This is a genomic window from Streptacidiphilus anmyonensis, assembly GCF_000787855.1.
GTDB classification, from domain to species: domain Bacteria; phylum Actinomycetota; class Actinomycetes; order Streptomycetales; family Streptomycetaceae; genus Streptacidiphilus; species Streptacidiphilus anmyonensis.
This window is the reverse complement of record NZ_BBPQ01000009.1, coordinates 172,678-193,340: the sequence shown is the minus strand read 5'-3', so window position 1 is coordinate 193,340 and position 20,663 is coordinate 172,678. Positions and strand designations below refer to the sequence as shown.

18 protein-coding genes and 3 tRNA genes are annotated in these 20,663 nt (G+C 72.4%); 20 read left to right on the top strand and 1 reads right to left on the bottom strand.

What is annotated here, in order from left to right:
• The 6 genes from obgE to TR50_RS48150 form a co-directional block, all read left to right on the top strand.
• Positions 1-1,110 (top strand): GTPase ObgE (obgE, locus tag TR50_RS12565; protein ID WP_042419401.1); only part of this gene is annotated, 1,110 nt, incomplete at its 5' end.
• A 146-nt stretch (positions 1,111-1,256) separates the two neighbouring features.
• A complete protein-coding gene (gene proB / locus TR50_RS12560) occupies positions 1,257-2,375 on the top strand; it encodes a glutamate 5-kinase (RefSeq protein WP_042419531.1) in 1,119 nt (372 codons plus the stop codon).
• Between the two features lie 93 nt (positions 2,376-2,468).
• Entirely contained in the window at positions 2,469-2,936 is a 468-nt protein-coding gene (locus tag TR50_RS12555) for a DUF8830 family protein (RefSeq protein WP_236654388.1), read from the top strand.
• Between the two features lie 218 nt (positions 2,937-3,154).
• Entirely contained in the window at positions 3,155-4,474 is a 1,320-nt protein-coding gene (locus TR50_RS12550) for a glutamate-5-semialdehyde dehydrogenase (protein WP_042419395.1), read from the top strand.
• 75 nt (positions 4,475-4,549) lie between these two features.
• Positions 4,550-5,017 (top strand): SCO2583/SCO2584 N-terminal domain-containing protein, encoded by a 468-nt coding sequence (locus TR50_RS12545; protein WP_052440942.1) that lies wholly within the window; start codon positions 4,550-4,552, stop codon positions 5,015-5,017.
• A gap of 165 nt (positions 5,018-5,182) precedes the next feature.
• Positions 5,183-6,556 (top strand): SCO2583 family membrane protein, encoded by a 1,374-nt coding sequence (locus TR50_RS48150; RefSeq protein WP_052440941.1) that lies wholly within the window; start codon positions 5,183-5,185, stop codon positions 6,554-6,556.
• A gap of 66 nt (positions 6,557-6,622) precedes the next feature.
• Here TR50_RS48150 and TR50_RS12535 read toward each other — a convergent pair whose 3' ends face one another.
• The gene (locus TR50_RS12535) at positions 6,623-7,732 is read right to left on the bottom strand and encodes a M48 family metallopeptidase (protein ID WP_042419392.1); all 1,110 of its coding nucleotides are present in this window, start codon (positions 7,730-7,732) and stop codon (positions 6,623-6,625) included.
• A 215-nt stretch (positions 7,733-7,947) separates the two neighbouring features.
• Here TR50_RS12535 and TR50_RS47575 point away from each other — a divergent pair, with 215 nt between their 5' ends.
• From TR50_RS47575 to TR50_RS12475, 14 genes are all read left to right on the top strand, one after another.
• Complete coding sequence (locus TR50_RS47575; RefSeq protein WP_162837957.1) at positions 7,948-8,091, top strand: hypothetical protein; 144 nt, start codon at positions 7,948-7,950, stop codon at positions 8,089-8,091.
• A 64-nt stretch (positions 8,092-8,155) separates the two neighbouring features.
• Positions 8,156-8,302: a hypothetical protein gene (locus TR50_RS47570; RefSeq protein WP_162837956.1), complete on the top strand. Its 147-nt coding sequence runs from the start codon at positions 8,156-8,158 to the stop codon at positions 8,300-8,302.
• An 89-nt stretch (positions 8,303-8,391) separates the two neighbouring features.
• Positions 8,392-9,060, top strand: a complete 669-nt coding sequence (nadD, locus tag TR50_RS12530) for a nicotinate-nucleotide adenylyltransferase (RefSeq protein WP_042419388.1) — start codon at positions 8,392-8,394, stop codon at positions 9,058-9,060.
• Positions 9,057-10,862 (top strand): LCP family protein, encoded by a 1,806-nt coding sequence (locus TR50_RS49990; protein ID WP_052440940.1) that lies wholly within the window; start codon positions 9,057-9,059, stop codon positions 10,860-10,862. The genes nadD and TR50_RS49990 overlap by 4 nt, the downstream gene beginning before the upstream one ends.
• Before the next feature lie 95 nt (positions 10,863-10,957).
• Positions 10,958-11,443: a ribosome silencing factor gene (gene rsfS / locus TR50_RS12520; protein ID WP_084700159.1), complete on the top strand. Its 486-nt coding sequence runs from the start codon at positions 10,958-10,960 to the stop codon at positions 11,441-11,443.
• Positions 11,440-12,087, top strand: coding sequence for a histidine phosphatase family protein (locus TR50_RS12515; RefSeq protein WP_042419517.1), 648 nt, complete (start codon positions 11,440-11,442; stop codon positions 12,085-12,087). The genes rsfS and TR50_RS12515 overlap by 4 nt, the downstream gene beginning before the upstream one ends.
• Before the next feature lie 114 nt (positions 12,088-12,201).
• A tRNA-Ala gene (locus TR50_RS12510) sits at positions 12,202-12,274 on the top strand.
• Positions 12,275-12,302: 28 nt separating this feature from the next.
• Positions 12,303-12,375, top strand: a tRNA-Ala gene (locus TR50_RS12505).
• Between the two features lie 219 nt (positions 12,376-12,594).
• Positions 12,595-12,667, top strand: a tRNA-Ala gene (locus tag TR50_RS12500).
• A gap of 215 nt (positions 12,668-12,882) precedes the next feature.
• Positions 12,883-14,880 carry a S53 family peptidase gene (locus tag TR50_RS12495; RefSeq protein ID WP_042419385.1) on the top strand — a complete coding sequence of 666 codons (1,998 nt, stop codon included), beginning with the start codon at positions 12,883-12,885 and terminating at the stop codon, positions 14,878-14,880.
• Positions 14,881-15,149: 269 nt separating this feature from the next.
• Positions 15,150-18,044 carry a leucine--tRNA ligase gene (gene leuS, locus TR50_RS12490; RefSeq protein WP_042419383.1) on the top strand — a complete coding sequence of 965 codons (2,895 nt, stop codon included), beginning with the start codon at positions 15,150-15,152 and terminating at the stop codon, positions 18,042-18,044.
• 76 nt (positions 18,045-18,120) lie between these two features.
• Complete coding sequence (locus TR50_RS12485) at positions 18,121-18,960, top strand: DegV family protein (protein WP_042419380.1); 840 nt, start codon at positions 18,121-18,123, stop codon at positions 18,958-18,960.
• Between the two features lie 130 nt (positions 18,961-19,090).
• The gene (locus TR50_RS12480; RefSeq protein WP_042419377.1) at positions 19,091-19,435 is read left to right on the top strand and encodes a hypothetical protein; all 345 of its coding nucleotides are present in this window, start codon (positions 19,091-19,093) and stop codon (positions 19,433-19,435) included.
• A gap of 97 nt (positions 19,436-19,532) precedes the next feature.
• Positions 19,533-20,528: a ComEA family DNA-binding protein gene (locus TR50_RS12475; RefSeq protein WP_084700157.1), complete on the top strand. Its 996-nt coding sequence runs from the start codon at positions 19,533-19,535 to the stop codon at positions 20,526-20,528.
• Positions 20,529-20,663 lie beyond the last annotated feature (135 nt).

Below are 20,663 nucleotides of genomic sequence, written 5' to 3'. Positions count from 1 at the left end.
GGCGGCGGCAACGCGGCGCTGGCCTCCACCCGCCGCAAGGCGCCGGGCTTCGCGCTGCTCGGTGAGCCGGGCGACGACGCCGACATCGTGCTGGAGCTCAAGTCCGTCGCGGACGTGGCCCTGGTCGGCTACCCGAGCGCGGGCAAGTCCTCGCTGATCTCGGTGCTCTCCGCCGCCAAGCCGAAGATCGCCGACTACCCGTTCACCACCCTCATCCCCAACCTCGGTGTGGTGACCGCCGGTTCGACGGTCTTCACGATGGCCGACGTGCCCGGACTGATCCCCGGCGCGAGCCAGGGCAAGGGCCTCGGCCTGGAGTTCCTGCGCCACGTCGAGCGCTGCTCGGTGCTCGTGCACGTGCTCGACACCGCCACGCTGGAGTCCGAGCGCGACCCGCTCTCCGACCTCGACATGATCGAGGAGGAGCTCAAGCAGTACGGCGGTCTCGAGGACCGGCCGCGCATCGTGGTCCTCAACAAGATCGACATCCCGGACGGGCAGGACCTCGCCGACATCGTCCGCCCGAGCCTGGAGGAGCGCGGCTACGAGGTGTTCGAGGTCTCGGCCGTGGCCCACAAGGGCCTGCGCGAGCTCACCTTCGCCCTGGCGAAGATCGTCGCCGAGGCGCGGGCCGCGAAGCCGGTCGAGGAGGCCACCCGCATCGTCATCCGTCCGAAGGCCGTGGACGACGCGGGCTTCGAGGTCGTCCACGACGAGGAAGAGGACCTCTACCGCGTCACCGGCGCCAAGCCGGAGCGCTGGGTCAAGCAGACGGACTTCAACAACGACGAGGCCGTCGGCTACCTCGCGGACCGCCTCAACCGCCTCGGTGTCGAGGAGGCGCTGGCCAAGGCCGGCGCGCGCGAGGGCGACACGGTCGTCATCGGCGCCACCGAGAACGCCGTCGTCTTCGACTGGGAGCCGACCATGGCCGCCGGTGCGGAGATGCTGGGTCGCCGCGGCGAGGACCACCGTTTCGAGACGCCGCGTCCCGCCGTCGACCGCCGCCGCGAGCGCGAGGCCAAGCGCGCGGACGCCGCGGCCGAGGAGTTCGCACACTTCGACCCGCTGAGCCGGCACGCCATCGAGGCGGACGACGAGGAGTACTGATCCTCGTTCCGAGGGCTGGAACCGGGTGAGTCACGCCGCCCACTTCGCGTAGATTGCTGGTCGTTACAGAAAGCGCAGTGCAGCTTTGAGACCGGCATCGGACGTACGGGAGCGACGGCGTGACTGGCACCACCCTGCGGGAAGACGTGCTGCGGGCGCGACGGATCGTGGTGAAGGTGGGCTCCTCGTCGCTCACCACCGCCACGGGCGGGCTGGACGCGGACCGGGTCGACGCGCTCGTCGACGTGCTCGCCAGGGTCCGCGAGCGCGGCACCGAGGAGGAGCCGGTCGAGATCGTGCTGGTCTCCTCCGGCGCCATCGCCGCCGGTCTGGCCCCGCTGGGCCTGGAGCGGCGCCCCACCGACCTCGCCCGCCAGCAGGCCGCCGCGAGCGTCGGCCAGGGCCTGCTGGTGGCCCGCTACACCGCCTCCTTCGCCCGCTACGGCCTGCGCGTCGGCCAGGTGCTGCTCACCGCCGACGACGCCAGCCGCCGCGCCCACTACCGCAACGCCTACCGCACGCTGGAGCAGCTGCTGGCGATGCACGCGGTGCCGATCGTCAACGAGAACGACACCGTGGCCACCGCCGAGATCCGCTTCGGCGACAACGACCGCCTGGCCGCGCTCGTCGCCCACCTGGTCCGGGCGGACCTGCTGGTGCTGCTCTCCGACGTGGACGGCCTCTACGACGGCGACCCGAGCAAGCCCGGCACCAGCCGCATCGCCGAGGTGCACGGCCCCCAGGACCTCGCGGGCGTCGAGATCGGCAGCGCCGGCAAGGCGGGCGTGGGCACCGGCGGCATGGTCACCAAGGTCGAGGCGGCCAGGATCGCCACCGGCGCGGGCATCCCCGTCGTGCTGACGGCCGCCCGCCACGCGGCGGACGCTCTCGCGGGCCGCGACACCGGGACGATCTTCCACCGCACCGGCCGCCGCGCCGCGGACCGACTGCTCTGGCTGGAGCACGCCAGTTCGCCCCGGGGCGCGGTCACCCTCGACGCGGGCGCCGTCGCGGCGGTCGTGGAACGGCGAACCTCCCTGCTCCCGGCCGGTGTGACGGGAGTTGAGGGTGATTTCGCTGCGGGCGATCCGGTGGACCTTCTTGACGAAAACGGCAACATCGTCGCGCGAGGACTGGTCAACTTTGATGCAAGGGAGCTTCCCCGGCTGCTCGGCCGGTCGACGCGGGACCTCGCCCGGGAGTTGGGCCCCGCGTACGAGCGGGAGGTCGTTCACCGCGACGACCTCGTCGTGCTGACCGGCTGAGAGGCGGGTGGGCGGCTGCCTTTGGACCGCGGGGACGACTACGCCGACAGGAGGCCGCCGGTGGGATACAGGCGCAGTCCGGGTGCGGGGCCCGTGGGCAAGGGCAGGGTGGTGCTGACCAGCATCCCGGGCGGCGGGGAGCGGCCCGGCGCGGCCGGGCCGGAGGCCGTTTCCGCGGAGCACACGCGCCCGAGCTCCAGCGCGGCGGAGATCGGCCAGCGGGCCCGCATATGGCACGTCGTCCTGAACGTCGCCGGCGGGGTCACCCCGCTGCCGTCCCTGAAGCAGGGGCTCGAACAGCTCGCCCACGAACACCCGCCCTTCCTCACGGCCCGCTACGCCGTGGACCACGCGGAGATCCGGTACTGGGAGCAGGCGGACACCCTCCAGGACGCGGCGGCGCTGGCGCTCCGCCTCTGGGGCGAACACCGCAGCTCGGCCGGGTTGCCGCCGTGGGAGGTCGTCGGCCTGGAGGTCGTGGACCGGCCGACCTACCACCAGCGCATCGCCGAGGGCTACGCCGAACCGCCGGCCTTCCTGGGCGGAGTGCATCCGTACTGAGCTGACGTTTGAGGCCGCGGGGGACGTTGCCCGACCCAGGGGCGCGGGGCTCTGCCGACGTGCGGTTGGGAGGGTGCCCCCCGGCGTGTGGATGGTCCGCAGCGCGCAGGGCCATCCGCACAGGGTGGTTCCTCGCGCGCCCTGCGTGCTGCAACTGACTCGTCTCACCCGGCGGAAAGCGCGTCCTACCGTCCGGCGGCAAGCCTTACGCTGTGCGTATGAGCAGCCACTCCGTTGAGTTCCCCTCTCCCGACCTGCCGTCGCCGCTGCCGAAGTCGCCGGTGCTCCAGGCCGCGTACCGGGCCAGGGCCGCCGCTGCGACGCTCGCGCCGCTGCCGCGGACGCCGAAGGACGAGGCGCTGCTCGCCATCGCCGACGCACTGCAGGTCCGCACGCGCGAGATCGTCGAGGCCAACGCCGAGGACGTGGAGCGGGCGCGTGCGGCCGGGACGGACGAGGCGGTGATCGACCGGCTGACGCTCACCCGTGAGCGCGTCGCGGCCATCGCGGACGACGTCCGCAAGGTCGCGGGGCTGCCCGATCCGGTCGGCGAGGTCGTCCGCGGGTACACGCTGCCCAACGGGCTCGACGTCCGGCAGGTGCGGGTCCCGCTCGGGGTGGTCGGGATCATCTACGAGGCGCGTCCCAACGTCACCGTCGACGCCGCCGCGCTGTGCCTGAAGTCCGGCAACGCCGCGCTGCTGCGCGGCTCCAGCTCCGCCATCGCGTCGAACCGCAAGCTCGTCGAGGTGATCCGCGACGCGGTGGGCGGCGCGGGGCTGCCCGCGGACGCGGTGCAGCTCGTGCCGGGGGAGAGCCGCGAGAGCGTGCAGGAGCTGATGCGGGCGCGCGGGATGGTGGACGTGCTGATCCCGCGCGGTGGCGCGGGGCTGATCCGGACGGTCGTCGAGCAGTCGACGGTGCCGGTGATCGAGACGGGGACGGGCAACTGCCACGTCTACGTCGACGCCGAGACGGACCTGGCCATGGCGGTGGAGATCCTGATCAACTCCAAGGCCCAGCGCGTCAGCGTCTGCAACTCCGCCGAGACGCTGCTCGTGCACAAGGACGTCGCCGACGCGTTCGTCCCGCTCGCGCTCGCCGCGCTCGCGGAGGCGGGGGTGACCGTGCACGCGGACGAGCGGGTGCGGGAGATCGCCGAGCGCGAGGGCAGCAAGGCCGTCGTGGTGCCGGCGACCACGGAGGACTGGGAGACGGAGTACCTCTCCTACGACATCGCGGCCGGCGTCGTGGACTCGCTGGACGCCGCGGTGGCGCACATCCGGCTGTGGACCTCGGGCCACACCGAGGCGATCGTGACGACCTCTCAGGCGGCGGCGCGTCGCTTCACGCAGCTGGTGGACTCCACCACGGTCGCGGTCAACGCCTCGACGCGGTTCACCGACGGCGGCCAGTTCGGCTTCGGCGCGGAGATCGGCATCTCCACGCAGAAGCTGCACGCGCGCGGTCCGATGGGTCTGCCGGAGCTGACGTCGACGAAGTACATCGTGACGGGCGACGGCCACATCCGCCGCTGATCGCGCCCGTCCCGCCTCTTGGGCCGACTGGCGCAAGGCGCAGACAAAGCGGGCGCGCTGCCCTACGCTGATGCTGTGTCCGACGGCCCCGGCCACGGCTTCGACGCTGTCGAAGGCGCGGGTGACGACGACCACGGCCGACCGGACGGGGAGTTCGGGGCCGTGGCGTTCGACGAGGCCTTCGTCCGGGCCGCCCTGGTGCACGAGCCCTCGGCGCGTGAGCGCGCGCTGAGCGGGCCCGCCAGGACGCCCGTGGTCGACTACTCGGACGAGCTGGACGAGGACGCGGACGGCCTCCCGCTGGAGTTGCGGCCGCTGCCCTACGAGCCCGAGCAGGTGGGCGGCTGGCAGCGGATGGTGGCGCGGGTGATGCTCGTCGTCATAGGAGTGGTCGCGGTGCTGGCGGCGGCCGCCGCCGTGTACCGGGCGTCGGGCGGTTCCAACGATCCGAACACCCATCGCGGTCCGGCGCCGACGGCTCCGTCAGCACCCGGAGGCCAGAACAGCCCGACGAGTGACGCGAGGGTACTCGCGGGCATTTGAGGCGCGGGCGGGGCGTGACGAGGGCCCGGCAAACCGAGCGAGATGTCCCTTTTGCCGTAAATAGGCCAATTTTCCGACGGGTGACGGACAGTCAATCGAGTCTCTGCGGCAGAACATGCGGGGCGGGCCTGACCGCTTCGGCGCGCGGCGATTTACCCTGGACGCATGGGTGGCCGGGCAGAGCCCCCCGAGGGCGGGCCGGAGGGCGGCGCCGGGGGCGAGGACGAGTTCCGATCCGTCGTGTTCGACGAGTCGTTCATTCGGGCTGCCCGGATCCAGGAGCTGTCCGCCAGCGAGCGCCTCTCCGGGGCGCACCGCTCGGTGCGTCGCCGCGGCTCACGCGGAGGGCTGCCCCGCCAGGCGCTCGCGCTGATGCTGCTGATCGGCTTCGCCTTCGCGACCGCCGTCTACATGGGCGTGCGCCACCCCTACGCTCCGCCGATCACCGGCGCGGCGGCCAACCTCACCACCCAGGTCATCCCGCTCCAGCCCGGCCCGGCGGGGATCCCGACGGACCACAACCCGGTCAACCTGCCGCCGAGCCTGGTCGCCTCCGCGTCCGCGTCCGCCTCGGCGTCCGCCGCGGCGGGCGGCGCGCCCTCCGGCGGCGCGTCCGGCTCCGCCTCCGCCACGCCGTCGGGTTCCGCCTCGGGCGCCTCCCCCTCGGCCTCGGTCTCCGCGCCCGCGGTGGTCGGGCACGACCCGGTCTTCTCCGGACTGCCCGGCTCGGAGTACCTGCCGATCGGCGCGACGGGCTTCAACCTGCCGAACGCGCGGCACACCGACCACTTCACCCACGACCAGGTCTACGCGGCGCTCCAGGTGGTCCTGAACTACCTCAAGGCCTCGTCCCTCGACGCCGACGTGCTCGCCGCAGGGAACACCGACGACGTCCGCCAGTACCTCTCGCCGGGCCAGACGGAACAGTTCAGCGACAGCGTGGACCATCCGGCCAACGACCAGCGCCACCTGGCCACCGGCTGGATGGTGCGGTTCGACCCGGCCAAGGTGCGGCTCGCCACCCAGCAGGTGCTGGTCGCCCCCGGCAGCGTGGCCTACCACGAGCTGGACTCCGGGACGCTGGAGGTCACCAGCGACTACACCTTCGTCTACGCGCTCTCGCCGGTGCGGCCGGCCCCGGCCACGCCGACGGCCGCGCCCTCGGCGTCCGCCTCCGGGAGCCCGTCCGCGACGGCCACCGCCGAGCCGGTCGTCTACTACGCGGTCCGCCGGGCGCTGACCTACTGGCTGACCCCGGACGACATCACCGGCGGCCACCTCCAGGTCGTCGACTCGGTGACGCAGGCCGGAGCCACCAGCTGCGCCGCGGACAACAGCGCGTTCCTGCAGCCGCTCTTCCCGGCCTCGGGCCACACCGGCGCGCAGCCCAAGGGCTCCCCGTCCGCGTCCGCCAAGGCCACGCCGACGCCGACCCCGCACCCGAGCGGCAGCCCGAGCAGCACGCCGGGCGCGGTCGACCCGTTCGACCACAGCCGCGACGCCTGGACCGTCTGCGGCCAGCTCTCCTGGGTGCTGTAGCCGAAACGTAGGGGGCCTGCCCGGACCGACGGTCCGGGCAGGCCCCCTACGGCGTTCCCGTCCGGCTCAGCCCTCGGCGCCGGAGTCGTGGTGGTCCTCCGGGGCGCCGCTCCCGTCGCCGTTGCCGTTCGCGCCGCCGTTGGCGCCGCTGGTGCGGCCCGCGAAGACGTCGCGCAGCTTGCCGCTCAGGTCCGCGGTGCCGCCCGCGATGTCGCGGATCAGGCCCATCAGCGGGTCCTTGGTCTCGCGGAAGCTCTGCGCGTAGGAGTCCGCCGCGGCCTTCGCCTGCTCGCGCACCGAGGCGTTGGCGTCGTCCTCGCGACGCGGGTACGCGCCGGCCATGATCGAGCGGTACTCGTCGCCCTCCGCCCACTGCTTGATCTTCGCCACCCGCACCGCCGCGAAGGGGTGCGACTGCGGCAGGATCTGCAGCAGCTTTATCACGCCGTCCCGCAGGTCGCCCGCCCGGTCGTACTCCTCGGCCTGCTCCAGGAAGGCGTCGGTGTTCATCTCGTGCAGGTGGTGGCCGCCGGCCAGCTTCATCAGGCCGCGCATCGAGGCCTGCAGGTCCTGGCCGACCAGCAGCCCGGCGCGGTCGCAGGAGAGCTCGGCCTTGCGGAACCACTCGTTGAGCGCCGTGATCACGCCCATGATCGCCAGGCCGCCCAGCGGGATGAACGCGATCCGCTGCGCCAGGTTGGTCAGGATGATCAGCATGGTGCGGTAGACCGCGTGGCCGGACATCGCGTGCGCGACCTCGTGGCCGATGACCGCCCGCATCTCCTCCTCGTCGAGCAGTTCGACCAGCGAGGTGGTGACCACGATCACCGGGGCGTCCATGCCGATGCACATGGCGTTCGGCTTCGGGTCCTGGGTGACGTACAGCGGCGGGACCTTCTCCAGGTCCAGGATGTACGCCGCGTCGCGGACCATCTCGTGCAGCTGCGGGAACTGCCGCTCCGACGCACGGACCGCGCTGGCCAGGAACATCAGCCGCACCGCGCGCTCGGAGACGAAGCCGCCGAGCTTCTTCAGGATGTCGTCGAAGCCGCTGAGCCTGCGCAGCGCCACCAGCGCCGAGCGGTCGGCCGGGTGCTCCCAGGCCCTCGTGGAGATGCCGGGGAACCGCTTGCGCGTCCGGCTGGGAACGTTGGTGCTGTCGCCCTGCTGCGTCATCTGCTGCATCCTCCCGAACGACGGCGGACCCGGCCTGTCGCCGGCCCCCGCCGTCCTGTGGACTCTCGAAACCGCTACGGAATCTCTGTCTGCGTCCTACCGCGTCACGCTACTGCTCGTCCCCTCCCCGGGGAGACGTTCCGGGGCGGTGTCGGGTTCCCGTAAGGACAGGACTAGGCTCGGATGGCGCCACCTCTCCGTTCGAAGGACACCCCATGCACACCAACGAGACGCTGATCCAGCTCGCGGCCATCTCCAACGGCAGCGGTCCGGGCATGTTTCTGCGCTGGATCGTCATCGCCGCGATCGTCGGAGTGGTGCTCATGGCGTGGTTGCTGCTGCGCGGCTACCGCGACTGAACCGAGTGCGTAGCATGAGCTCCACCTGCCCCACCTGCCACCGAGTCAGAAAGTCTCATCTCAGATGACCTCTCACGTCGCTGCTGTCGCCCAGCTCGCCGAGGGCAACGGCCTGCACAACAGTCTCCAGCCGTGGCTCACCGGCGGTGGCGCCCTGCTCATCCTGCTGCTGCTCCTGGTCGTCACCGTCAGCTTCAACAAGGACCGCTGAGAAGCACCTCCGAGTCTTCACCGCGTCGAGCGCCCGGGGCCACGGACCGTACGGCCGTGGCCCGGCCGGATCGCGTAGGGTGACCCGCTATGAGAGAGCATGCCGAGGCGCCGGCGGGTGTCGAGCCGCAGAAGAAGCGGCTCGGGGTCATGGGCGGCACCTTCGACCCGATCCACCACGGCCACCTGGTCGCGGCCAGCGAGGTCGCCAGCCTCTTCCACCTCGACGAGGTGGTCTTCGTGCCCACCGGCGAGCCGTGGCAGAAGACCGGACGGGTCGTCTCTCCCGCCGAGGACCGCTATCTGATGACGGTCATCGCGACGGCAGAGAACCCGCAGTTCTCGGTCAGCCGCATCGACATCGACCGCGAGGGTCCGACCTACACGATCGACACGCTGCGTGAGCTCCAGACGCTCCACCCGGACGCCGACCTGTTCTTCATCACCGGCGCCGACGCTCTCGAGCAGATCATCTCCTGGCACAAGGCCGAGGAGCTCTTCGACCTCGCGCACTTCATCGGCGTGACCCGACCGGGGCACACGCTGACGGACCCGGGACTGCCCGACGGCGGCGCGACCCTGGTGGAGGTGCCGGCCCTCGCCATCTCCTCCACCGACTGCCGCGAGCGCGTCGCCCGCGGCGAACCGGTCTGGTACCTGGTCCCGGACGGTGTGGTGCGCTACATCGACAAGCGCCGCCTGTACGCGCCCGAGGCGGTGGCCGGGACCGACGACGGCACAGGGATAGGGACGGCGTGAGCGGAACCGCAGACCGCAGGGGACCCGGCGGATACGAGCAGGCCTACCAGGACCCCTACACGGGCGAGTGGGTCTTCCCGTCCCAGCAGCCGGGGCAGGCCCCGCAGAGCCCGCAGCCCCCCCAGGAGCAGCAGCCCTACGGGCAGGCCCAGGGCTACCAGCAGCCCTACCAGGCGCCGCAGGCCCAGCAGACGCCGCAGGCGCAGCAGCCGTACGGCGGCTACCAGCAGGAGTACGACCCCTACGCCGGGTCGTACGACCCTTATGCCGGCTACCAGCAGCAGCCGCAGGACCCGTACTACGGGCAGCAGCAGGGATACCAGCCGCAGAGCGGCTACCAGCAGGCGGCGCAGCCGCAGCAGCACGCTCCCCAGCAGGCCCCGCAGCAGTCGTTCTCGACCGCGTACCAGCAGCCCTATCCCGAGCAGCCCCCCGCCGAGCCCGAGCCGCCCGCGCAGGCGGTGCCGCCCCGGCAGCGCCCGCCGCGTCAGGAGGCGCCCACGGCGCGTTCCGAGGCCGTGAAGGGCGCCGGGCCGAGCGCCGGGCCGGGTGCGGGCGCGGGGGCCAAGTCCCGTTACAACTCGGAGGAGTTCGAGTTCGTCGACGACGCCGAGGAGTCCACCGACGTCATCGACTGGGTCAAGTTCTCCGAGACCCGCGGGGAGCGCCGCGACGAGCGGCGGCGCAAGCTGCGCGGCCGGGCCGTCGCGGTGGTCGTCGCCCTGGTGCTGGTGGCCGGCGGCGGCGTCGGCTACCTCTTCGCCACCGGCAAGATCGGCTCCGGTGCGTCGACCGCCGTCCCGGCCGCGACCAAGCGTGAGGTCATCGCGGTCCACCTGCACGACCTGAACAAGAACGTCTACAGCGCGCTGCTGATCTCCGAGCCCTCGCCCGCCAAGGGCGTCACCCTGCTGCTGCCCGGCACGCTCGGCGTCCCCCAGGACTCCGGCAACGGGCTGCTGGCGCTGGACACCGCGGTCGACAGCCTCGGCGCCTACGGCACCCGGACCGGCATCAACAACCTGCTCGGCACCGACATCTCCGCCACCTGGAACATCCAGACCCCGTTCCTGCAGAACCTGGTCGACCTCCTCGGCGGCGTGAAGATCAACTCGGATGTGGCGGTCAGCCTGGGCGGCAAGCAGGTGATCAGCCCCGGGCAGAACACCGCGGTCAACGGCGCGGCGGCCATGGCCTTCGCGACCTACAAGGCCAAGGGCGAGAGCGACCAGGCCCAGCTGAACCGCTTCGGTGTGATGCTCCAGGCGCTGATCACCGCCATGCCGACGGACCCGACCGCCGCCGCCGCGAACATCACGCACATGGGCGCGGTCGAGGACCCCTCCCTCAGCGACAACGCCCTCGGCGCGCTGCTCGCCAAGCTCTCCACCGACGCCCGAGGCGGCTCGTACTCGACCGAGACGCTCCCGGTCCTCGGCAACGGCACCCTCGGCTCCGGCGCGGGCACGATGGTCAGCGGGCTGCTCGCGGGCAAGGTCAGCAGCGAGAGCGGCCAGACCGCGCCGCGCGTCCAGGTGATCGACGCCAGCGGCAACGCCAAGGCGGCCGAGTACGCGCAGGCGGCCATCACCAACTCCGGCGACGTGGTGGTGCCCGGCACCGCCAAGGCGGCGACCCGCAGCACCTCGGTGATCGAGTACGGCGACGACACCCGACTCAGCGACGCCAAGGCCCTGGCCGCGACGCTGGGCCTGCCGGCCTCGGCCGTGAAAAAGGTCACGTCCCCGCTCTCGGTCGACCTCGTGGCCGAGCTCGGCCGCGACTACAAGGCCAGCGCCTGACGGGACCGCGATGAGGCCGCGAAGGAAAGGCTTTCGCGGCCTGTCGGCGGTTCGTGAGACCCTGGATGCATCTGCCCCCTGACGGAAAGCATGCTGTGACCGCAACCGACCGGGCCCTCGAACTCGTCGCAACGGCCGCCCAGGCCGCCGCGGACAAGCTGGCCCACAACATCATCGCGTTCGACGTCAGTGAGGTCCTGGCCATCACCGACGCCTTCGTCCTCGCCTCCGCGCCCAACGACCGCCAGGTCAAGGCCATCGCGGACGAGGTCGAGGAGCGGCTCGCCCAGGAGTGCGGGGCCAAGCCCGTCCGCCGTGAGGGCGAGCGCGAGGGTCGCTGGATCCTGCTCGACTACCTGGACATGGTCGTCCATGTCCAGCACTCCGAGGAGCGCGCCTACTACAGCCTGGAGCGGCTGTGGAAGGACTGCCCCGAGATCGACCTGCCGGAGGACGCCAAGGCCACCCGCAAGCGCGCCGAGGAGGCCGCTCTGGTCGACGGCGAGCCCGCGGTCCAGCCGGCCGAGTTCGCCCACGTCGAGGCGGTCCTGGCCGCCGAGGCCGCGAAGGCCCGGCGCTGAGCGGGCAGGCCGACGGACGCCGTGTCGTCTTCTGGCGGCACGGCCAGACGTCGTGGAACCTCGAGGGCCGTTTCCAGGGCAGCACGGACATCCCGCTGACCGAGACGGGCCTCGCTCAGGCACGCCGCGCCGCGCGCCTGCTCGCGGCGCTGAAGCCCGACGCGATCGTCTCCTCGGACCTGCAGCGCGCCACGGCGACCGCCCAGCAGCTCGCCGAGGTCACCGGCCTGCCCATCAAGCAGGACCCCGGCCTGCGGGAGACCTACGCGGGCAGCTGGCAGGGCCTGACCAACGCCGAGATCCAAGCCAAGTACGGCGAGGAGTACCGGCTGTGGAAGCAGGGTGAGCCGGTCCGCCGCGGCGGCGGCGAGCTGCACACGGAGGTGGCCGACCGGGCCGTCCCCGTGGTCCTCGACGCCGTGCAGGCCGTGCCGGACGAGGGCACCCTCGTCGTGGTGAGCCACGGCGGCACCATCCGCATGGCGATCGGCCGCATGCTGGGCCTGCCCGAGCACAGCTGGGAGGCGCTCGGCGGCCTGTCCAACTGCTGCTGGTCGGTGCTGGGCCGCGGCTACCGCGGCTGGCGCCTCGAGGAGCACAACGCGGGCACCCTGCCGGAGCCGGTCATGGGTGACGACACCTGAAAGGCCCGAGGGCCTGGGGTGCCGTGGGGCCGGATTTCGCAGTTCGGCCCCACAACCGCTAGAGTCTTCTTCGTTCGCGGGACGCGGAAGCGGCCGGGGACGAAGAAGGAACAAGGGGCTGTAGCTCAGTTGGTAGAGCGCTTGCATGGCATGCAAGAGGTCCGGGGTTCAATTCCCCGTAGCTCCACGCAGGACAACCGCATAACCCGCATCTTGGGGCTGTAGCTCAGTTGGTAGAGCGCTTGCATGGCATGCAAGAGGTCCGGGGTTCAATTCCCCGTAGCTCCACAATCGAGAGCCTCCCGGCATCCGCCGGGGGGCTCTTTCGCGTCAGTGGCTGCGGCGCCGCAGGCCGGTCGGGCGGGTCCGACGCCGCCGGGGACGGTCGAGCCGGGCCGGGCGCGGGTGTGCTGGTCAGGAGGGTGCCTGGGGCCCGGGGCCGGGGAAACGGATTGGTCGGGGCCCTCGTGGAACGTGTACAGTTAGGCACGTCGCCGCGAGGCGCACGGGGCTATAGCTCAGTTGGTAGAGCGCTTGCATGGCATGCAAGAGGTCTGGGGTTCAATTCCCCATAGCTCCACAGCAGGCTCGAAGGGTCGGTGTCCGGGAACGGGCACCGGCCCTTCGGCGTTCCCGTGTCGATCACGTCCGACCCTGACAACAACCCGATCTGATGAATAATCAGCAGATCATCGGAGCGATCGGCCGCACCCCTGCTCCGGAGCCCCTCCCGCTGCGCATCCTCCCCTCGACCGCGTACCGACACGGCGCGCAGACGAGAGAGGTGTTGCTTCCATGCGTCCCACCAGGAGGCCCCTGACCCTGGCCGCGGCTCTGCTCTGCGCCGGGCTCACGGCCGCCGCCGCACTCCCCGGCGGCGCCGCCGCCGCGGACCGCGGCCGCCCGGACCGGGTCCCGCTGCCCGGCACCGCACCGGCCTGGACGGCGACCCAGGCCGTCGACGAGGGCGTCGTGCCAGGCGCGTCCAGGGTCGTCGCCCGGGTCTACCTGGCCGGCCGCGCGCGCCACACGCTCGCCGCCGAGGCCATGGCCGTCTCCGATCCCCGGTCCAGCCAGTACCGCCACTTTCTGACGCCCAGCCAGATCCGGGCGCGCTTCGCCCCGTCCCGGGCGCAGATCGCGGCGGTCACGGCCTGGCTGACCGGAGCCGGGTTCGCGGTGGTGGCGGGCAACAGCCACTACCTCGTGGTCCAGGGCGACGCCTCCGCCGCGACCCGCGCCTTCGGCGCGCACCTGCACGCCTACCGCAAGAACGGCCACGTCTACACCGCGCCCGACGGCCTCACCACCGTCCCCGCCTCGGTCGCCGACGACGTGCTCTCCGTCACCGGGCTCGACTCCTCCCCGCACCAGGCCCACCACGGCCGCCGCGACGCCCTGCCCGGTCCGGCCACCGCCTTCGTCAACGCCCCGCCGATGTCGGACTACTACGGCCAGCAGCCGGCGACGACCCTGCCCCAGGCGTACGGCCAGGTGATGCCGTACGTGATCAAGGGCTACACCGGGACGCAGCTGCGCTCCGCCTACGGAGCCGCGTCCACCGGCCTGACCGGCGCGGGCGCGAGGGTCGCCGTCGTCGACGCCTACGACTCGCCGACCCTCGACGGCGACCTGACCCGCTACGCGTCCGCGCACGGGGACGCGCCCTATGCCGCTGGACAGCTCACCCACGTCGACGCCGCCGTCTGGACCCACACCGAGACCCCCTCCGTCACCGCCCCCGACGGCTGCGGCGCCAGCGGCTGGTACGGCGAACAGACGCTCGACCTCGAGGCCGTCCACGCGATGGCCCCCGCCGCGAAGCTCACCTACGTCGGCGCCGCGTCCTGCGGCGACGCCGACCTGGTCGACGCGCTCGACAAGATCAACGACGGTCACCTCGCCGACATCGTGAGCGACAGCTGGGGCGAGCCCGAGCTCGCCAGCGACCCCGCGATGGATTCCGTCTACGACAAGATCTTCACCACCGGCGCGCTCGAGGGCATCGGCTACTACTTCTCCAGCGGCGACGGCGGCGACGAGAAGGCCGCGACCGGTTCGAAGCAGACCGACATGCCCGCCGCGAACCCGTGGGTGACCGCGGTCGGCGGCACGTCCCTCGGCATCGGCGCCGACGGCCAGTACCTCTTCGAGACCGGCTGGGGCACGGACAAGGCGACGCTGGCGCCGTCCGGCACCGCCTGGTCCTCGCTGCCCGGCGCGTTCCTCGCGGGCGCGGGCGGCGGCACGAGCTCGCGCGTCGCCCAGCCGTCGTTCCAGGCGAACGTCGTCCCCGCCGCGCTGGCGGACTACTCGGGCGCGAAGCACCGGGTCGTCCCGGACATCGCGGCCGTCGCCGACTCCAGCACCGGCTTCCTCGTCGGCCAGACCCAGGCGTTCCCGGACGGCACGACGGCGTACAGCGAGTACCGGGTCGGCGGCACGAGCCTCGCGGCGCCGGTCATCGCCGGCATCCAGGCCCTCGCCCAGCAGGCGGCCGGCGGCCCGCTCGGGTTCGCCGACCCGGCGATCTACGACCGCTACGGCACGTCGGCGCTGCACGACGTCACGGACCACCCGTACGGCGAGGGCGTCCAGCTGGCCGTGGTGCGCGTGGACTACACCAACAGCGTCGACGCCTCCAAGGGCACGGTGACCACCCTGCGCACCCTCGGCCAGGACTCCTCCCTCCAGGCGACGCAGGGCTACGACGACGTCACGGGCGTCGGCTCGCCCTCGGCGGGCTACCTCACGTCCTTCAAGCCGAACGGCGGCGCGCTGGCTTCCCGGTAGGCCGTCGAGCCGGAGGCACTCCCAGGGGCGCGGGGAACTCCGCGCCCGCACAGAGCCCCGCGCCCCTGGGAGGTGCAACTGAGCGTGCTGCTACCCTTGCGCCATGCGAACCGCGCGCCTGCTCCTTAGCCGGCCGCGCTGACAAGGACCGGCCTGCTCGAAGCGACGATGGCCGGAGTCAGCGTGGCGACCCCTCCTGCACGAGGGGTTTTTTCGTTTTCCGGCACAAAGACACACTTCCGAGCTGGCACCCCTGGAGTCTGAGGACGATGAGCGAGAGCACCTCCGAGGCGGCTTCGGCCGCTCCGTACCGGTACACCCACGCCCTGGCGGCGCAGATCGAGGCCCGTTGGCAGGACCGCTGGGAGAAGGACGGCGTCTTCGCCGCCCCGAACCCGGTCGGGCCGCTCGCGGACGCCGACGCCGCGGGCGCAGCCGAGAAGCCGCACGCGTTCATCATGGACATGTTCCCGTACCCGTCGGGCGCGGGCCTGCACGTCGGTCACCCGCTGGGGTACATCGCGACCGACGTCTACGCCCGCCACCTGCGGATGACCGGCTACAACGTGCTGCACACGATGGGCTTCGACGCCTTCGGCCTGCCGGCCGAGCAGTACGCGGTGCAGACCGGCACCCACCCGCGGGTGACCACCGAGGCCAACATCGCCAAGTACCGGGAGCAGCTGCGCAGCCTGGGCCTGGGCCACGACCTGCGGCGCTCGATCTCCACGATCGACCCGTCGTACTACAAGTGGACCCAGTGGATCTTCCTGCAGATCTTCAACTCCTGGTTCGACCCGTCCGTCCAGGCCGCCCGTCCGATCTCCGAGCTGATCGCGAAGTTCGAGTCCGGCGCGATGGCGACGCCGGACGGCCGCGCCTGGTCCGCGCTGGCCCCGGCCGAGCGGGACGAGGTGCTGGGCGAGTACCGCCTGGCCTTCGTCAAGCAGGCCCCGGTCAACTGGTGCCCCGGGCTGGGCACCGTGCTGGCCAACGAGGAGGTCACCGCCGACGGCCGTTCCGAGCGCGGCAACTTCCCGGTCTTCAAGGCCAACCTGCGCCAGTGGATGATGCGGATCACCGCCTACGCGGACCGCCTGATCGACGACCTGGACCTGCTGGACTGGCCCGAGGCCATCAAGCTGCAGCAGCGCAACTGGATCGGGCGCTCCGAGGGCGCCAAGGTCGACTTCGCGGTGCACACCACCGAGGCCGGTGCGGGCGACGCCGCCATCACCGTCTTCACCACCCGCCCGGACACCCTGTTCGGCGCCACCTACATGGTGCTGGCGCCCGAGCACGAGCTGGTCGACTCGATCGTGCCCGCCGCCTGGCCGACCGCCGAGGGCGGCCTGCCCGACGAGTGGACCGGCGGCTTCGCGACGCCCACCGAGGCCGTCGCCGAGTACCGCCGCCAGGCCGCCGCCAAGACGGACATCGAGCGCCAGGCCGACGCCAAGACCAAGACCGGCGTCTTCACCGGCGCCTACGCGGTCAACCCGGTCAGCGGCGAGCTGGTGCCGGTCTTCGTCGCCGACTACGTGCTGATGGGCTACGGCACCGGCGCGATCATGGCCGTCCCGGCGCACGACAGCCGCGACTTCGCCTTCGCCCGCGCGTTCAAGCTGCCGATGCGCTGCGTCGTGCAGCCCTCCGACGACCGCGGCACCGACCCGTCGACGTGGGACGAGTCCTTCGACTCCTACGACGCCGCCATCGTCAACAGCGCCAACGACTTCATCTCCCTGGACGGCCTGGGCGTCGTCGACGCCAAGAAGGCCATCACCGACTGGCTGGCCTCCCAGGGCATTGGCGAGGGCACCGTCAACTTCAAGCTGCGCGACTGGCTGTTCAGCCGTCAGCGGTACTGGGGCGAGCCGTTCCCGATCGTCTACGACGAGGACGGCGTCGCGCACTCGCTGCCGCAGTCGATGCTGCCGGTCGAGCTGCCCGAGATCGAGGACTACTCGCCGCGCACCTTCGACCCGGACGACGCGGACACCCAGCCCGAGACGCCGCTCTCGCGCGCCGAGGAGTGGGTCAACGTCACCCTGGACCTGGGCGACGGGCCGAAGCAGTACCGCCGCGAGACCAACACCATGCCCAACTGGGCCGGTTCGTGCTGGTACGAGCTGCGCTACGTCGACCCGGAGGACGACACCGAGGTCGTCAACCCGGTCAACGAGGCGTACTGGATGGGCCCGACCGAGGCCAAGAAGGCCGGCGGCGTCGACCTGTACGTCGGCGGCGCAGAGCACGCCGTGCTGCACCTGCTGTACGCGCGCTTCTGGCACAAGGTGCTGTTCGACCTGGGCCACGTCAGCTCGTGCGAGCCGTTCCACAAGCTGTTCAACCAGGGCATGATCCAGGCCTACGTCTACCGCGACGAGCGCGGCTTCCCGGTCCCGGCCGCCGAGGTCGAGGAGCGCGACGGCGTCTGGTACTTCGAGGACAAGGTCGTCAGCCGCGAGATCGGCAAGATCGGCAAGTCGCTGAAGAACGTCGTGGCGCCGGAGGAGGTCACCGGCGAGTACAGCGTCGACACGCTGCGCCTGTACGAGATGGCGATGGGCCCGCTGGACGTCTCCCGCCCGTGGGACACCCGCGCCGTCGTCGGCTCCTTCCGCTTCCTGCAGCGCCTGTGGCGCACCATCGTCGACGAGGAGACCGGCGAGGTCGTCGTCACCGAGGAGACGCCGGACGAGGAGACGCTGCGCGCGCTGAACAGGGCGATCGACGGCGTCCGCACCGACTTGGCGGGCCTGCGGTTCAACACGGCGGTCGCCAAGGCCACCGAGCTGAACAACTTCCTGGTCAAGCGCGGCTCCACGCCGCGCGTGGTCGCGGAGCAGGCGGTGCTGCTGGTCGCCCCGCTGGCCCCGCACATCGCCGAGGAGCTGTGGGAGAAGCTGGGCCACGAGGAGTCGCTGACCCACGCCCTGCTGCCCGAGGCGGACCCGGCGTACCTGGTCGAGGACTCGGTGACCTGCGTCGTGCAGATCAAGGGCAAGGTCCGCGCCCGTCTGGAGGTGCCGCCGGCCATCGACGACGCCGAGCTGGAGGCGCTGGCCCTGGCCGACCCGGCCGTCGTCGCGGCGCTGGGCGGGGCCGAGGTGCGTAAGGTCATCGTGCGCGCGCCGAAGCTGGTCAACATCGTCGTCTGACGCCGCTCGAACTCCGAGACCGGAAGGGACGGGTCCGCCTGTCCCTTCCGGTCTTCCGGCAGGTAACCTCCAGGCCATGTCCGTCGCCATCCTCACCGACTCCACCGCGTATCTTCCGGAGGAGGCGGTGACCCGCTACGGGATCTCCGTCGTCCCCCTCAGCGTGGTCATCGGCGACGAGGTCCTCGCCGAGGGGACCGAGATCTCCCCGGTCGAGGTCGCCACGGCGCTCCAGCGCAGGGCGCCGGTCACCACCTCCCGCCCCAACCCCGAGGCGTTCGCGGCGGCGTACCGCGCGGCGGCGGAGGCGGGCGCGAGCGAGGTCGTCTCGCTGCACCTGTCCGCCGCCCTCTCCGGCACCTACGAGGCGGCGCTGCTCGCCGCCGAGGAGGCCCCGCTGCCGGTCCGGGTGGTCGACACCCGCATGGTCGGCATGGCCCTCGGCTACTGCGTCCTCGCCGCCGCCGAGAGCGCCCGCGGCGGCGGCACCGCCGACCAGGCCGTCGAGGCGGCCACCACCCGCGCCAAGGGCACCGCCGGCCTCTTCTACGTCGACACCCTGGAGTACCTGCGCCGCGGCGGACGCATCGGCGCGGCACGGGCCATGCTCGGCTCCGCGCTCGCGGTCAAGCCGCTGCTGCACCTGGCGGACGGTCAGATCCAGCCGCTGGAGAAGGTCCGCACGGCGAGCCGGGCCATCGCCCGGCTGGAGGAGCTCGCCGTCGCCCACGCGGGCGCGCACGAGGTGGACCTGGCGGTCCACCACCTCGCCGCCCCCGACCGGGCGCAGGCCCTCGCCGAGCGGCTGCGCGAGCAGGTGCCGCACCTGGGCGAGCTGGTCGTCTCCGAAGTCGGCGCGGTCATCGGCGCGCACGTCGGGCCCGGCCTGCTGGCCGTCGTCGTCTCCCCGCGCTGAGACACGCCCACCGGGTTCCGTTGCGGTTCCGGTGCTGCGTGCACGACGTGGATTGACCCGCGTCTGTGCGGGCATCCTCCCGGCAACCGGGTCCTTTGTGACAGATGGGGCATGCGGGGAGGAGATGGCCATGGCGTTCGTCTGCCCTGACTGCGGGATGGCCGAACAGGTCGTCAAGCTCGACCACTACTACCTGGCCCTGCCCGACGGCAGCGCCCTCAAGTCCTCGTTCGAGCCGCCGGCCACGCGAACGGCGAGCTACGGAGTCCCGCTGCTCGTCGCGGCCGTCGGGGCGTTCTTCCTCGTCGACGGCGCGACCGTGCTCGGGCTGTTGCTCCTGCTGACCGCCGGCGTCGTCGGCATGGTCGTCTCGCGGGGCGTCGACGAGGCGCGCAAGGCGCGCGCGTACTGGGAGCGCCAGATGTTCTGCCGCCACTGTGCGATCCGTTTCGTCCCGGAGGACCCGGCCGGGTAACTCCCGCGAGTGAGGGGGTTTTCCACAGGGCCGGGTTGTCCACAGGCCGTCAGCCCGCGCGGGACGTCGGTAGCCGACGGCTCCTAACGTCGGGCGCATGCGAACCGCCTTCACCCCTGCGGCCCGGGCCCGTCGCGAGGCGACGACGGCCCTGGTACGCCACCGCGTCGACACCCTCTTCGGCCCGCGGGCCCCGTTTCCCGTGGCCTCGGCCGCCGCGCCCTCGCCTCCGCCGCCCCCCGCGTCGGCGCCGCCCGGGTCGGTGCCGCCTGCGCCCGTGCCGCCCGTGCCGGCGCCCGTGGCGGTGGCTCTTGCGGTGCCCGTGCCGGCGGCGGGTGTGACGGCCGTGCTGCCGCAGGCCGCGCCGGATCCGCGGCGGCAGCGCCCACCGCTCGCCTCCTCCCTCTCCTCCCTCACGCTTGCGCTGAAGGAGCGCTGGGATCTGGACCGCCGCGCGCTCGTCGGACTGGCCGTCCTGCTCGTGCTCGCGCTCGGCTACGGCGTCCAGCACTTCTGGGCCGGTCGCCCCGAGCCGGTCGCCGTCCCCGCCCCGGCCGTGGAGGGGACGGCCGCGGTGGCGGCGGCGTCCCCCTCGTCCGGTTCGGCGTCCGGGACGACGTCGGGGACGACGTCCGGGGAGCCGTCCGGTTCGTCCGGCGGCCCGGCCCCGAGCAGCACCGCCATCGCGCAGCTCGTCGTCGACGTCTCCGGCAAGGTCCGCAACCCCGGCCTGCGCACCCTGCCGCCCGGCTCCCGCGTCCAGGACGCCCTCAACGCCGCGGGCGGTCCGCTCCCGGGCACGGATCTGACGGGCCTCAACCTCGCCCGCAAGGTCGGCGACGGGGAGGAGATCATCGTCGGCGGCCCGGCCCCGGGCCCCGGCGGCGCGGCTCGCGCTGCCGGCCCGCTCAGCCTCAGCTCGGCCACGGAGGCCCAACTCGACGCGCTGCCGGGCATCGGCCCGGTCCTGGCCCAGCGCATCATCGCCTTCCGCGAGCAGCACGGCGGCTTCCAGTCCGTCGACCAGCTCCGTCTGGTGCCGGGCTTCGGCGACCGCCGCCTCCAGGACCTCCGCGCCCAGCTCCGGCCATGACGGAACACCAGGAACCCGCCCCGCCACCCGCCACGCACCCCCCGGACGCAGGCGGGGAGGGTCCCAAGGGGACCGCTTCCGTGGCGCAGCCTGGTCCGGGCCGGGCGGGGGTGTCGAGTCCGGTGACGTCGTCGG

What these genes read in the sequence shown, in the direction of transcription:
- TR50_RS12550 (WP_042419395.1), top strand. Translation starts at nt 3,155, where the DNA reads ATGAGCAGCCACTCCGTTGAGTTCCCCTCTCCCGACCTGCCGTCGCCG.
- nadD (WP_042419388.1), top strand. Translation starts at nt 8,392, where the DNA reads ATGAGAGAGCATGCCGAGGCGCCGGCGGGTGTCGAGCCGCAGAAGAAG.
- TR50_RS48150 (WP_052440941.1), top strand. Translation starts at nt 5,183, where the DNA reads ATGGGTGGCCGGGCAGAGCCCCCCGAGGGCGGGCCGGAGGGCGGCGCC.
- TR50_RS12535 (WP_042419392.1), bottom strand. Translation starts at nt 7,732, where the DNA reads ATGACGCAGCAGGGCGACAGCACCAACGTTCCCAGCCGGACGCGCAAG.
- TR50_RS12485 (WP_042419380.1), top strand. Translation starts at nt 18,121, where the DNA reads ATGTCCGTCGCCATCCTCACCGACTCCACCGCGTATCTTCCGGAGGAG.
- TR50_RS47570 (WP_162837956.1), top strand. Translation starts at nt 8,156, where the DNA reads ATGACCTCTCACGTCGCTGCTGTCGCCCAGCTCGCCGAGGGCAACGGC.
- leuS (WP_042419383.1), top strand. Translation starts at nt 15,150, where the DNA reads ATGAGCGAGAGCACCTCCGAGGCGGCTTCGGCCGCTCCGTACCGGTAC.
- TR50_RS12480 (WP_042419377.1), top strand. Translation starts at nt 19,091, where the DNA reads ATGGCGTTCGTCTGCCCTGACTGCGGGATGGCCGAACAGGTCGTCAAG.
- TR50_RS12495 (WP_042419385.1), top strand. Translation starts at nt 12,883, where the DNA reads ATGCGTCCCACCAGGAGGCCCCTGACCCTGGCCGCGGCTCTGCTCTGC.
- TR50_RS12475 (WP_084700157.1), top strand. Translation starts at nt 19,533, where the DNA reads ATGCGAACCGCCTTCACCCCTGCGGCCCGGGCCCGTCGCGAGGCGACG.
- TR50_RS47575 (WP_162837957.1), top strand. Translation starts at nt 7,948, where the DNA reads ATGCACACCAACGAGACGCTGATCCAGCTCGCGGCCATCTCCAACGGC.